11 protein-coding genes and 1 tRNA gene are annotated in these 13,316 nt (G+C 71.4%); 7 read left to right on the forward strand and 5 right to left on the reverse strand.

Features of this window, described 5'->3' with window-relative positions:
- Positions 1 to 343 precede the first annotated feature (343 nt).
- Complete coding sequence (locus tag ABD240_RS07900; RefSeq protein WP_344336784.1) at positions 344 to 1,561, forward strand: PrsW family intramembrane metalloprotease; 1,218 nt, start codon at positions 344 to 346, stop codon at positions 1,559 to 1,561.
- On the forward strand, positions 1,558 to 2,781 hold the full coding sequence (locus ABD240_RS07905; RefSeq protein WP_291797142.1) for a MarP family serine protease: 1,224 nt from the start codon (positions 1,558 to 1,560) through the stop codon (positions 2,779 to 2,781). Before ABD240_RS07900 ends, ABD240_RS07905 begins: the two co-directional genes overlap by 4 nt.
- A gap of 210 nt (positions 2,782 to 2,991) precedes the next feature.
- On the opposite strand, the gene ABD240_RS07910 is transcribed toward ABD240_RS07905, so the two are convergent.
- From ABD240_RS07910 to upp, 3 genes are all read right to left on the reverse strand, one after another.
- The gene (locus ABD240_RS07910) at positions 2,992 to 3,912 is read right to left on the reverse strand and encodes an endonuclease/exonuclease/phosphatase family protein (RefSeq protein ID WP_291797145.1); all 921 of its coding nucleotides are present in this window, start codon (positions 3,910 to 3,912) and stop codon (positions 2,992 to 2,994) included.
- 104 nt (positions 3,913 to 4,016) lie between these two features.
- Positions 4,017 to 4,982 carry a winged helix-turn-helix domain-containing protein gene (locus tag ABD240_RS07915; RefSeq protein WP_291797148.1) on the reverse strand — a complete coding sequence of 322 codons (966 nt, stop codon included), beginning with the start codon at positions 4,980 to 4,982 and terminating at the stop codon, positions 4,017 to 4,019.
- Positions 4,983 to 5,255: 273 nt separating this feature from the next.
- A complete protein-coding gene (gene upp, locus ABD240_RS07920) occupies positions 5,256 to 5,891 on the reverse strand; it encodes a uracil phosphoribosyltransferase (protein ID WP_344336787.1) in 636 nt (211 codons plus the stop codon).
- 71 nt (positions 5,892 to 5,962) lie between these two features.
- Here upp and ABD240_RS07925 point away from each other — a divergent pair, with 71 nt between their 5' ends.
- From ABD240_RS07925 to ABD240_RS07940, 4 genes are all read left to right on the forward strand, one after another.
- The gene (locus ABD240_RS07925; RefSeq protein WP_291797155.1) at positions 5,963 to 6,517 is read left to right on the forward strand and encodes a tRNA adenosine deaminase-associated protein; all 555 of its coding nucleotides are present in this window, start codon (positions 5,963 to 5,965) and stop codon (positions 6,515 to 6,517) included.
- Between the two features lie 40 nt (positions 6,518 to 6,557).
- Positions 6,558 to 7,046 carry a tRNA adenosine(34) deaminase TadA gene (tadA, locus tag ABD240_RS07930; RefSeq protein WP_344336789.1) on the forward strand — a complete coding sequence of 163 codons (489 nt, stop codon included), beginning with the start codon at positions 6,558 to 6,560 and terminating at the stop codon, positions 7,044 to 7,046.
- A 63-nt stretch (positions 7,047 to 7,109) separates the two neighbouring features.
- A tRNA-Ser gene (locus tag ABD240_RS07935) sits at positions 7,110 to 7,200 on the forward strand.
- 290 nt (positions 7,201 to 7,490) lie between these two features.
- A complete protein-coding gene (locus tag ABD240_RS07940; RefSeq protein WP_344336790.1) occupies positions 7,491 to 9,032 on the forward strand; it encodes an AMP-binding protein in 1,542 nt (513 codons plus the stop codon).
- Positions 9,033 to 9,266: 234 nt separating this feature from the next.
- Here ABD240_RS07940 and ABD240_RS07945 read toward each other — a convergent pair whose 3' ends face one another.
- Entirely contained in the window at positions 9,267 to 10,526 is a 1,260-nt protein-coding gene (locus ABD240_RS07945) for an aminotransferase-like domain-containing protein (protein ID WP_344336792.1), read from the reverse strand.
- A gap of 285 nt (positions 10,527 to 10,811) precedes the next feature.
- Positions 10,812 to 12,149, reverse strand: a complete 1,338-nt coding sequence (locus ABD240_RS07950) for an alpha/beta hydrolase (RefSeq protein ID WP_344336794.1) — start codon at positions 12,147 to 12,149, stop codon at positions 10,812 to 10,814.
- 54 nt (positions 12,150 to 12,203) lie between these two features.
- Here ABD240_RS07950 and hisC point away from each other — a divergent pair, with 54 nt between their 5' ends.
- On the forward strand, positions 12,204 to 13,316 hold the full coding sequence (gene hisC / locus ABD240_RS07955; protein ID WP_291797801.1) for a histidinol-phosphate transaminase: 1,113 nt from the start codon (positions 12,204 to 12,206) through the stop codon (positions 13,314 to 13,316).

A 13,316-nucleotide genomic window follows, 5' to 3' on the forward strand; every position in this document is an offset into this window, starting at 1 on the left:
CCGGCAGAGACCGCAGCTGCCTCCGGCAGCCCCGCACACACCCAGAGGACCCCAGATGAGTCACGGGCAGCACGACCCGCGCACGCCGAGGCCGCACCCCCAGGGCCCCGGCCGTCCCGCTCCCGGCGTTGCGCCCTCGGGCGGGCCCGGATACGGCCAGCCGCCCTACGCCCGGCCCGGCCCGGGAGCGCCCGTGGGCCCCGGAGCGCCTGTGGATCACCGGGCCCCGGGTCCGTACGCAGCTGCACAGCCCGGATACGGAGCACCTGCCGGCGCTCACCCCGGCCTCGGCCACGGGGCGCCGGCCGGAGGTGTCCAGGCCGCAGGTATGCACCCTGGCGGTATGCCGCCCGGCGGCATGCACCCCCGGCCCGTGCAGGCACCCGTCACGGCGGCGCAGGGCGCGTGGACGCAGCACTTCGCAGTGCGGCAGACCAGCCGCGACCCCAAGCAGACGCAGAACCTCGTCCTGCTGATCGTGGGGATCGGCGGGCTGGTGGTGCTGGGACTGGGCATGCTGCTCATCCTGCTGTTCGCGTCGTTCCAGTTCAACGGCGTGGGCGTGCTCATCGTCCTCCTCTCCGGCATCCCCCTGCTGGGGATCGTCGCGACCGTGCTCCTGTTCGACAGGTGGAAACCGCAGCCGCTCGTCCTGCTGGCACTGTGCGTGCTGTGGGGCGGCGTGGCCTCCGTGGTGCTCACCTTCGCCTTCCAGATCCCCACCATCTACGCCGCCGGCGCGGTGGGCATCGACCTCAGCGGCGACGTCGTGGGCGCGGTCGTGATGGCACCGATCTTCGAGGAGACCGCCAAGACGGTCTTCCTCGTCGCCATCGTCCTGCTGGCCCGCCGGCACTTCGAGGGCCCGCTGGACGGCATGATGTACGGCTCGCTCGTGGGTGCGGGCTTCGCCTTCACGGAGAACCTCCTCTACCTGGGCGGCGCGTACGCGGAGGCTCAGACGGGCGGCCTCATCGCGACCTTCGTGGTCCGCTGCGTGATGAGCCCGCTGCTGCACTCCAGCTTCTCCGCGCTCGCGGGCCTCTCGATCGGCTTCGCCGCCCGCCGGGGCACCTGGTGGATGACCGCGCTCATGTGGATCCCGGGCCTCATCTGCGGCATGATCCTGCACGGCATCTGGAACGGCACCTCGACGGTGCTGGGTTCGGGCCTCGGCGGCCTCGCGGTGATGCTCGGCCTCTCCGTCGTCATCGCGGGCGGCTGGTGGACCACCATGGTGGTGCTCTGGCACCGGGAGACCACGACCACCCGCGAGTCCCTGCAGCGCTACGCGGGCGCGGGCTGGCTCACGCAGGAGGAGGCGCAGATGCTCGGCACCTGGCGCGGTCGCCGTGACGGCAGGCGCTGGGCGCGTCCGGGACCGGCGCGGATGCACATGAAGCAGATGATCCGCATCGCGGCGACGCTGCCGGCCGTGCGCGCCCGTGTGGAGGCCAACGTGGGCGGTGACGCGGAGAGGGAGTACGAGGTGTACCTCCTCAAACAGCTCACGATCCACCGCAACGGCATGCTCGCCGCGATGGGGCTCGCCGTCCGGTGACGGTCTTCGACATCGCGCTGCTGGTTTTCGCCGCGCTCATCGCCGCCGCGGGCTGGGCCGCGGGGCTGCTGGCGGGCGCGAGCACGCTGGTGGGCTTCGTGGTGGGTGCCGTCGTCGGCAGGCTCACCGGGCCGGCGCTGGCGGACCTCGTCACGGAGCACGGCCTGATGTCGGCGGACACCTCGGGCAGCCTGGTCCTGGGGCTGCCCGTGGTGCTGGGCTTCCTCGCGGCCGGGATCGGCGGATGGGTGGGGACGCTTCTGCGCGAGTCCATCCGCGGCAGGGTGGGGCGCGGTGCCGACGCCGTGGGAGGCGCCCTCACCTTCGTCCTCGCCTTCGCCCTCGTCGTGTGGATGGGCGCCGGGCTGGCTCGCACCACGCCGCTGCTGTCCGTGAATCGCGCGGTCGCGGAGTCCGCCGTCGTCAGCGCGCTGGACCGGACCATGCCGGTGACGTCCGCCGAGGCCCTGGGCGCCCTCTCCGACGTCCTCGCCGCCAACGGCTTCCCACAGGTGTTCTCCGGTCAGCCGGAGCAGATCCGCACGGCCGGGGAGCCGGACCCGGCGATGATCGAGGTGGGCCGGGAGGCCGAGGAGCAGACGGTGCGCGTGACGACCACGGCGACGCAGTGCCCGGCGCCGCAGTCGGGCAGCGGGTGGGCGCTCGGCGAGGAGCTCGTGGTGACGAATGCCCACGTGGTCGCCGGCTCCACGGACCGGATCGTCCAGATCGCCGGCCGCGGTGCGCCCTACCGCGCGGAGGTGGTGGTCTTCGACGAGCGGCGTGACATCGCCGTCCTGCGGGTGCCCGGCCTGGGCGCGGAGCCCCTGGACCTCGGAGAGCCGCTGCAGGCGGACTCCGATGCCGTGCTCGTGGGTTTCCCGGAGAACGGTCCCTTCACCATCTCTCCGGCGCGGGTGAGGGAGCCGCTGCGGGCCCGCGGCCTCGACATCTACGACGAGGAGGACGTGGTCCGCGAGGTCTACGCGCTCCGCGCGGTGGTGCGTCACGGCAACTCCGGCGGCCCGCTGCTGGACGCGGACGGGCGGGTCGTGGGCATGGTCTTCGCCAAGTCCGCGGCCGACGACGAGACCGGATACGCCCTCACCCTCGTGGAGATGGAGTCCGCGCTGGCCGAGGGCAGGAGCGCAGCGGGAGCGGACGGCGCGGGAGAAGCGGAGGCCGAGGCCGTCTCGGCCGGGTCCTGCGCCTCCGGCTGAGGCATGCGCTGCGGGGTGGCGTGAGTTGCGGGCTGCGGCCCTGTATATGGCCGGCGCGCGCCGTGCGTAGGCGCGCCGTGCCGCTGCATCCCATGCGCACACCCGCTTCTTCGCGTGGACGCCCGCTTCTTCGCGGAGAGAAGCGGGCGTCCGCGCGACCAAGCGGGTGCCGACGTTGTGAGAAGCGGGCGTCCGGACGATGAAGCGGCGTCAGAAGTCGTAGGAGGCGAGGATCGCGCGGTGGTCGCTCGTACCGCGGCCCAGCACCTCGTCGCCCACGGGGTCGAGGCCTCTGCTGAGGACGTGGTCCAGGCGGGTGACGGGGAAGACCCCCGGCCAGGTGAAGCCGAACCCGCCGCCCACGGCCTCGCGGGAGTCCTCGAGGTCCTCGCCGATGGTGCTGAAGTTCCTGTCCGAGGCGGCGGTGTTGAGATCGCCGGCGACGATCACGCGTTCGGCGGGGTCGCTGCTCACGGCGTCGGCGAGCTTGCCGAGCGCGATGTTGCGCGCGGACTCCATGCCCGGCCGCACGGACGGGATATGGACGACGTAGACGCGCACATCGCCGGAGTCTGTGTGGACGGTGGTCCGGATCGCCCGGGGCCAGGAGACGCCGATGTCCACCTCCTCCGGCTGGGACATGGGCCACTTGGACCAGACGCCGAGGGAGTCCACGACCGCGCCGTGGGTGAAGTGCCCCTCCATCTGGTCCTCGATGATCTGCCCGGAGAGCGAGGCGATCTCCTGGACCGCGACGATGTCGGGGTCCTCGTCGATGATGCTCAGCGCGGTGGCGGACGGCTGCGGGAGCTTGGCGCCCACGTTCTGCGTCGCGAGGGTGAGGTCCGGGTCCTCCGGGGCGGAGGCCGGCCGGAGGTAGGGCCAGAACATCGAGGCCCACACCACGGCGGGGACCACTACTCCCGCGATGGACAGCAGGGAGAGGCGGAAGAGTGCGACGAGCAGGAGCAGCGCGACGAGGATCCAGGTCCACGGCAGCATCGTCTCCACGATGAGGGCGATCCCCGAGGTGGTGGGGAGGAGCGAGTGCATCGCGAGGAGTGCGGCGAGGACTATGCCGAAGGTGAGGACGAGGATTCCCCGTGTGGGGGAGCGGCGTGTGGCTGACATCGCCGATGAGTCTATGCCGCGCATCTGGGGCGATGCTGGGCGGCGGCGGACGCGGTCCTGTGAGCCCGGAGCCGCAGGTGCGGGCTCGCTGGGAGCGGGCTCCCTCAGCGGCTGGCGCGCGCCTGCCACACGGCGACGTCCGGGTGCTCGTCGTAGCGGTACCCCGCGCCCCGCATCGTGCGGATGATCGAGGAGTGATCGCCCAGCCGCCTGCGCAGACGGCGGATGTGCACGTCGACCGTGCGGGCGTCCGGACGCTCGCCGTCCGTGCCCCAGAGTGCGTCGATGAGGTCCTCGCGGGTGAGCGTCACTCCGGAGTGCGAGACGAGGGTGGCGAGGAGATCGAACTCCTTGGTGGTCACCGGCACCTGCGAGCCGCGGAGGTGGACCTCGCGGCGCGGGATGTCGATGCTCAGCGGAGCGTCCGCGGCGGGGTAGCCGTACTGCTGGCCGGGAACTCCGTGCTGCTCGGTGGGAGCGAAGCCGGTGTCCGTTCCGGCGGCCCCGCCGAGGTGTCCGCCGGCTGCGTGCGGGGACGGTGCTGCGGCGGAGGCCGGGCGGCGCTGGTGCGGTGCGGAGGAGAGCGGGGTGCGGCCGGCCTCGGCGGCACCGCTCTGCCGGGCGTCCTCCAGCTGCTCCCGGGTGACGGGCGGTGCGACCCTGCTGGGGATGCGCTGGCGGACGGGGCCGTGCAGGCCGGCGGGGGACCCGGTGGCGGCCTGCGAGCCGACGGCCACGGCGCGTACGGCATCGATGTCGCTGCCGAGCCCCTCCGGTGCCAGCGCGATGATGGCCTGCGTCTCCGCCGCGCTGGAGAGGCTGCTCACCTGGTCCTTGAGCGCCTGCGCGATCGCCGCGAGGTTGGTGCCCTCCGCTGCCGCCTTCGCCTCGTCGAGGCCCACGTAGAGCACGATGCCGCGGGCCGCGCGGGGGCCTGCGTGGACGCCGGCGGGGCCGTAGGTGCGCGGCGCGGACTGCGGGTCGACGGGTGTCAAACGGGCTCCGGTTCGGCGTGCGGCGCGGGCGCTGCGGGGGTGGATCGCCTCGGGCTGAGGTGCGGCTGCGGTCATGGTCTCTCCTCCTGTGGTGCGCGGGGCCTGCAGGGCCGGGCGCAGATGCCGGAACGGCGGCGGGGTGCTGTGGGGATCCGTTCGCGGCGGTACAGCAGTGTCAGTGGCTGCCGCGAACGCATGGCATGAGCTGTGTGCGACAGGACTGTGTGCAACAGCTCTCCCTGCGTGAGGAGAGGTACGTCATGTTCGTCATTCTTCTTAACCGGGAGACCTCTTGCCAAGTCTCCGTGAAGAACAATGACGAAATATTACGCAGTGTGACGCGGTGGTTCAGACGATGCCGTAGAGCCTGTCGCCCGCGTCGCCCAGGCCGGGCACGATATAGCCGTTCGCGTCGAGGCGCTCGTCCAGGGCGGCGGTGTGGACCGTGACCTCGGCGATCCCCTCGTACTTGGTGCTGATGGCCTCGACGCCCTCCGGTGCGCTCACCAGGCAGATCGCGGTGACCTCGGAGACCCCGCGCTCCAGCAGGAAGTCGATCGCCATCGCCAGGGTGCCGCCGGTGGCCAGCATGGGGTCGACCACGAACACCTGCCGGCCGGTGAGATCCGCCGGCAGACGCTCTGCGTAGGCGTCGACCTCGAGGGTCTCCTCGTCGCGGACCATCCCGAGGAAGCCCACCTCGGCGGTCGGGAGGATCTTGAGCATCCCTTCGAGCATGCCCAGCCCCGCACGGAGGATCGGGACCACCAGCGGCCGGGGCGAGGCGAGCACGGTGCCCGAGGCCTCGGCGACGGGGGTGGTGACGGTCGTCGAGGTAGTGCGGATGTTCCTGGTCGCCTCGTAGGCGAGCAGGGTGACGAGTTCGTCCGCGAGGGTGCGGAAGCGGGAGGAGTCCGTGCTCCGGTCGCGGAGGACCGTGAGCTTGTGGGCGATGAGCGGGTGGTCTGCGATGTGGAGGTCCATGATCCTGGAATCTACCGGAGCGCGGGCTTCCGGGGAGTGCGCCGGGCGGTGCCGCGGCACATAATGGACGCATGGCTTACTTCACTGCAGTGCTCGCCCGCACGGACGACGGCTACCGTCCACTCGACCTCCAACTCGAGGACGTGGCCGACCTGTCCGACCTCACCGACCTGGTCGACGGTGCCGGCGACGGTTCCGCGGAGGGCTCCGCGCTCGCCGTCGTCGAGCACGAGGACGAGTGGTTCGCGTTCATCCGGATCGAGAACGGCGATGCGGTGGTGTTCGTCTCCGACATCGAGGCGGCCGGTGAGAGCCCCTACGCGGAGCTGTTCGCTGACTACCTCGACTCCCGTGCGGACGAGTACGAGGACGAAGAGGTGGAGCTGGACGACGAGGACGACTCCGAGGCCGCTGAGGACGACGAGGACGAGGACGACGATCCGCAGATGCTCGAGTTCGAGCAGGCGCCCGAGTGGGGCGGCGACCCGGACCTCTTCGCCGCTGACGGCGTGGGCTCCGCCGAGCTGCTGGAGCAGCTCGGCCTGCATTCCTCCGACCCCGCCCGCGTCGTGGCGCACGTGGGTGAGAAGGCGGGCTTCGCCGAGGTCCTGGAAGCTGCTCGCTGACCGCGGGCACGTACGAGGAAGCGGTGGACTGAGCGTTCGTATGGGTGTGGAGGCGTCGTCGGGGCTGGCTGTGCGTCCTGAGCACGAGGCGTGGATGCGCATGGCGCTCGCGGTGGCCGGGAGCGCGCAGGAGTCCGGCGACATCCCCGTGGGGGCGGTGGTCGTCGGTGCGGACGGCACTGTGCTGGGCCTCGGGCACAACATCCGCGAGGCCGTCCATGACCCCACCGGGCACGCCGAGGTGGTGGCTCTGCGTGCGGCCGCGCAGACGGTGGGCCGGTGGCGGCTGGAGGACGCGATCCTCGTCGTCACGCTGGAACCGTGTGCCATGTGCGCCGGTGCGGCCGTCGCGGCGCGGGTGGGCGGCATCGTGTTCGGTGCCTGGGACGAGAAGGCCGGTGCCTGCGGGTCCGTCTGGGATCTGCCGCGGGACCGCGCGGCTCTCCACAGGCCCGAGGTCTACGCCGGTGTGCTCGCCGAGGACTGTGCGCAGCTGCTCACGGACTTCTTCGCCGCGCATCGCGGATGACGCTCGTCACACTGCGTCCCTCCGAGTTGGGCGCGCGGGGAGGGGTGTGTAAACTCTTTTCTCGGTAGCGTGTCCGAGCGGCCGAAGGTGCAACACTCGAAATGTTGTGTACGGTAACCCCGTACCGTGGGTTCAAATCCCACCGCTACCGCCATTGAAAACCCCCGGTGACACCGGGGGTTTTCGTCGTTTGACGGGCTGCCGTGGCGTGTGTCCGTACGAATGGCGGAACAGACATGAAGCGGCACGGGATCGTTCCCGTCTGCTGATTCGCCGCTTTCGTGCCGTTTCGGCGGCGAGTCAGCAGACGGGAACGTCCAGAGCGCCGGCTCGGGTCTGTTCGCCGCAGCGCCTCCAGGTCTCGCCTGGAGGACCGCCGCCGGCGCACGGCGGGCATCGTGAAACAGTGAGAGGGAACCGCATCCCCGAAGGGAAGAAGGTCCCATGCCCCTCCCGCATGACTACGTCGACCATCTCCTCGCGGTCTACGCCGCGGACCAGGCGAACGTCGCCCACCTCCTCTGCGATCGCCACGACCCGGAAGCCGTCGCCTTCACATTCGTCGACGACGAGCTCAATGCCTCGCCCATGACCTACGGCGAGCTGCGCGAGCGATCGTCGCGGCTGGCCACCTCGCTCGCGGCGCGGGGCATCGGCCTCGGCGACTGCGTGGGCGTGCTGCTGAGCAAGCGTCCGGAGCTGCCGGTCACGCTGCTCGCGCTCGCCCGCCTCGGTGCCGTCTACGTGCCCCTCTTCACCGCGTTCGCCACGGGCGCCGTGGAGATGCGCATGAGCGCGGCGAAGGCCAAGCTGGTCGTCACGGAGCCGAGTCAGCGGGAGAAGGTGGATCCGCTGGAGTGGCTGCCGCAGCTCGTCACGGGAGACGAGTTCGCCGCGGCCGAGGCCGCAGAGCCCCTCGCGGAACCCGTCGCAGTGGGTCCGGACGCACCTTTCCTCCAGCTCTACACCTCGGGCACCACGGGAAAGCCCAAGGGCGTTCCGGTGCCCGTGCGGGCGCTCGCCGCCTTCCACGCCTACCATGAGATCAGCCTCGATCACCGGGCCGACGACGTCTTCTGGAACGGTGCCGATCCCGGCTGGGCCTACGGCCTCTACTACGGCATCGTGGGCCCGCTGGCGCTGGGGCGGCCCAACATCCTCCACTCGGCGCAGTTCTCTCCCGAGTCCACCTTCCGCCTCATGGAGCGGTTCGGCGTGACGAGCTTCGCCTCGGCGCCCACGGTCTACCGCGCGCTGTCCAAGTCCGGGCTGGAGACGACCGCGCGGCTGCGGGCGGCCTCGTCCGCGGGCGAACCCCTCACCGCCGACGTCTCCGACTGGGCCGAACGCGTGCTCGGCACCTGCGTGCGCGACCACTACGGGCAGACCGAGGTGGGCATGATGATCTGTGCGCACTGGAACCCGGACGCGGAGACGGAGAACCGGCCCGGCTCCATGGGCAGGCCCCTGCCGGGGATCGAGGCGGGGATCGTGGACGACGCGATCGCCTTCCGCACGGACAGCCCGCTGCTCTGGTTCGCCGGGTACCGGGACGCGCCGGAGAAGACCGCCGAACGCTACTCCGAGGACGGCGAGTGGTACCTCACGGGCGATCTGGGCAGCGTCGACGAGGACGGCTACTTCCGTTTCACCTCACGGGATGACGACATCATCCTCATGGCCGGATACCGGATCGGCCCGTTCGACGTGGAGAGCGTGCTCATCACCCATCCCGCGGTGGTGGACGTGGCCGTCGTGGGACGCCCGGACCCGGAGGGGATCCGGGGAGAGATCGCCGAGGCCTTCGTGGTCCTGGCGCCGGGCGTCAGCGGGACCGCGGAGCTGGGCGACGAGCTCGCGCGGCTGGTGAAGGAGCAGTACTCTGCTCACGCCCGCCCTCGGCGTGTGCACTTCGTGGAGGCGCTGCCCAAGACGGCCTCGGGCAAGATCCAGCGCTACCTGCTGCGTGAGGGCGACGCCGGCTGAGCGGAGGCGTGGAGCGTGGCGTGGGGAGCGTCGCGGGGGCGTGTGCGTCTCGGGGCGGGCGGCGCGGGCCCTGCGCGACGCGTGAGCCACGCATTGCGATACTCGTAACAGAAGTGACGGGGGCTCCTGGGCTTCCCGTCTGCGGATTCGCCGCGTCTCGGAGGGGAAAGCGGCGAATCCGCAGACGGGAGCGCCGTGGCTCCGCCTCGTGTCTGAGGGCCTCCGCCCCCGCACTCACCGCACTCGCTCGATCGCGCGGGCCAGCCGCGCGGCGCCCTCGGCCATCCGGCTCACCGGCGTGCGGGAGAAGCTCATGCGCAGCTGGCTGGTCGCGCGCCCGTCGGCGAAGAACGGTGCGCCCGGCACGAACGCCACACCCTCCTCGATCGCCAGCGCTGCCAGGGCTTTGGTGTCGACGCCGGGCACATCCACCCAGGTGAAGAAGCCGCCGGCGGGCACGGTCCACGCAGCAGAGGAGCTCAGTGCGCCGTCCAGCGCGTCCATGAGCCCCTGGCACCGCGCGGCGTAGGCGGAGCGGAGCACCGGCAGCGAGGCGGCGTAGTGGCCCTCCGTGATGTGGGCCTCGAGGATCGTCTGTCCGAGAGCGCCCGCGCACTGGTCCGTGTTCGTCTTGGCCTGGGCCATCGCGTCGATGACGGTGGCGGGGCCGGCCGCCCAGCCCATGCGCGTGCCGGGTGTGAAGGTCTTGGAGAAGGTGCCCACCTGCACCGTCACGTCAGGCCCCAGTTCGTAGAGGGAGTCCACGTAGGAGCCGTCGAAGGCGAGGTCGCGGTAGGCAACGTCCTCGAGCACGAGCAGCCCCAGGCGGCGTGAGATCTCCACGACCTCCCTGCGGCGCTCCCGGTCCAGGCGCAGGCCGGAGGGGTTCTGGAAGTCCGGGATGACGTAGACGACCTTGGGCTCCGCGCCCTGGGCCCGCGCCTGCGCGTACGCCGTCTCGATGCTGGCCGGGATCAGGCCGTGCGCGTCGTTCTCCATGGAGACGCAGACGCCGTCGTGGGACCGGAAGACGCTGAACGCGCCCAGGTAGGACGGCGCCTCCACCAGCACGGCATCGCCCGGGTTCAGCATGGCCTTGCAGATGAGGGTGAGGGCATCCACCCCGCCCGAGGTGACGATGAGGTCGTCCGGACCGGGGACCACCGCCTGGGTCCGGGAGACCTCGGCGCGCAGCACCTCGCGCAGAGATGCCAGCCCGTAGTTGGGCGCGTACTGGAGGGCCACCTCGGGCCGCGACTCGATGGCCTTGGCCGCGGTCTCGCCCAGCAGCTGGGTGTCGTAGAGGCCAGGATCCGGGAAGCCGCCGGAGAAGTCGACCAGATCACCGCCCGCCGAGGCCATCGCCAGCACCGCCGAGAGCTCGGACGGGCCGGCCTGGGCGCGGGCGGCGAGACGGTCGAACCAGGCGTCGTGTGCAGCTTCCGTCGGGGCGGTCCGGGCCGATGCGGACGCGGTGTGCGAAGTCTCAGTCATGGCCCGCATCGTAGGGGAGACCGGGCCGGCGTGTGCGATCCGTCTCACGGATGCGGGCCTCCTCGATTCCGCACGCCGCATCCCGCACGCCGCATCCCACAAGTTACGTCTGCGTACCGGCCGCCCCGCACGGCCGCTACGCAGACGTAACCTCCCGGGATGGGGCGCGGAGCCACATCCCTCTGCGCCCGCACATCCCTCTGTGCGTGCACCCGCGCGCTAGTGCACCCGCACTCGAGCGCTGCCGCACCCGCACCCGCGCGCTGCTGCAACCGCACCCGCGCGCTACTCCGCCGCGGCCTCGGGCCCCTTCGCCAGGTATCCGCGGGAGAAGTGGAGCAGCCCGGCGAAGGCGTGCGTCTGCGCCTCCTGGTGGGAGATGTAGAGGTCGTGCATGGCGCCGGGCACGCGTCCCAGCACCACGGTGGGGGCGATGTTCACGGCCCGGTGGGCGATCGCGTCGACGTCGAGCACGATGTCCGTCTCCTCCATCTCCTGGTCGTAGCTGAGTTTCATGAGGCTGCGGCTGGAGGTCTGGACGAGCACCGGCGCCTCGATGTTCAGCCCTTCCTCCACGGCCTTGTGCCCGGCGAAGATCGCCCGGATCCAGCCGGCGTAGACAGGGAAGCTCTCCGCGGGCTTGAGGCGGATGTCGTAGGGGAGCCGGCCCAGGGTCGCGGAGGTCGCCATCACGTAGTGGTTGGGCATGTGCAGGCGCAGGGCCGAGGTGGCCGAGCGTGTCCGTGCGAACACCGGCTGGAGCAGCTTCCGGATCGCGGTGGAGAACTGGAACTCCAGCCACGGCGAGTTGAGGACGAGGCCCTGCGCGCGCCCCGGGTTGCGATCGGCCCACAGTGCGGCGATGAGACCGCCGGTGGAGTGCGCGGAGAGCACCACGCGCCTGCCCGGGGACTCCTGGGCGATGACGGCGAGGGCGGCCTCGAGATCCGCGTCGTAGTCGGAGAGGTCCGTCGTGTAGCCGGGACGCTGCATCCGCTCCGGGTCCGGGGGCTCGCGCAGCGCGGAGAAGGCCGAGCGCTCCATGAGATCCGGATCCAGGTTGCGGCCGTAGCCGTGGAGGTCGAGCGCGTAGAAGCGGGCGCCCAGCCCGGTCCAGAACCGTGCGAGGTTCTGCTGGAAGAAGTAGTCGGACCAGCCGTGGAGGTGGAGGACTGCCACGTCCGCGAGCATGCGCGGATCCATCGCCGAGGCCAGGGGCACCCAGGCATCGCGGGCGGCTGCCGGGTCCAGCGCCGCAGCTCCCGGCGCGCCTCCCGCCGCAGGCAGCGAGTGCCGGGGCCGATGCCGCACGAGGGTGGCCTGCCGGTCCTCCGGCAGCGGCAGGCACAGGGAGGAGAAGTCCCCGCCGAGGAGGTCCTCCTGCCAGTCGAGGGGGTGCGTCGCGTGCGCCCTCAGGTGCTCCGTGCTGTGCGACTGCTCTGTCCTGTGCGACTGCTCAGTGCTGTGCGACTGCTCAGTGCTGTGCGACTGCTCTGCGCTGTGCGACTGCGCCGGGTCGTTCGGCTGCTGAGTGCTGCTCGGCTGCTCTGCGGCATGGGGCTGCACAGCGTCACGACGCTGTCCTCCGTCGCCCGGCTGCTCCGTCCGCGGGATCTCGTCCATCTCCTCATTGTGGACCGGGACGCAAGCGTCCGTGCCGGGTGGCAGAATCGGACCATGACGAACTTCCGCGTCCGGCCCGCCCTGGCCGACACTCCCGCATACGTCCCCGGAAAACCGCCGGCGCCGGTCGAAGGCGTGCAGTCGTACAAGCTCTCGTCGAACGAGCACCACATGGATCCGCTGCCTGCAGCGCTGGAGGCGATCCTGGGTGCGGCGCGCACGCCGCACCTCTACCCGGATCCCTCCGCCCACGATCTCACCGCCGCGCTCGCCGCCCATCACGAGGTGCCCTACGACAACGTCGTCGTCTCCGCGGGTGCCTCGGAGGGGCTCTCGGCGCTCATCGGCATCACGGCGGAGGCCGGCACCAGCGTGGTCTTCCCCTGGCCCTCCTTCGAGATGTACCCGCAGGTGGTGAGCTTCACCGGTGCGGAGAAGATCGCGGTGCCGCTGGCGGATGAGGGCCGCATGGATCTCCCCGCCATGCTCCAGGCCATCCGCGAGGACACCCGGCTGGTCCTCCTGTGCTCGCCCAACAACCCCACCGGCGCGGTGATGGGGCAGGCGGAGTTCGACACCTTCATGGAGCAGGTGCCCGCGGACGTCCTCGTCGTCCTCGACGAGGCGTACGTGGACTTCGCCCCCGGCAGCGAGGGCGCTGCCTCCATCCGGGCGAACGGCGCGGGGCTGGACGCGCCCGTGGACTCCGCCGTGGGGCTCGCCACCTACCCCAACCTCGCGGTCCTGCGGACGTTCTCCAAGGCGCACGGGCTGGCCGGCCTGCGCGTGGGCTACACGCTCGCGCAGCCGGGGATCATCCACGAGATGCGCAAGTCCATCGCCCCCTTCAGCGTGACCGCACCGGCGCAGGCAGCCGCGCAGGCCTCCCTGGCGCACCTGGACGAGATCGCCGTGCGGTCCAAGGAGGTGGGCGTCCTCCGTGACGAACTCGCCGCCCGCCTGCGGGAGGTGGGGATCCCGGTGCCGCCCAGCGGAGGCAACTTCGTGTGGTTGCCGCTGGGCAAGCGGTCCCAGGAGTTCGCGGACGCCTGCATGGCCGCAGGCCTGGCGGTGCGGAATCTGGGCGCGGGAGTCCGTGTCACGGTGGGCCCGCAGGAGGCGCTCGACCGCCTCGTCGACATCGCACGCACCTTCATCGGAAAGTGA

It is taken from the genome of Brevibacterium salitolerans (genome assembly GCF_039531405.1).
Taxonomy (GTDB): Bacteria; Actinomycetota; Actinomycetes; order Actinomycetales; family Brevibacteriaceae; genus Brevibacterium; species Brevibacterium salitolerans.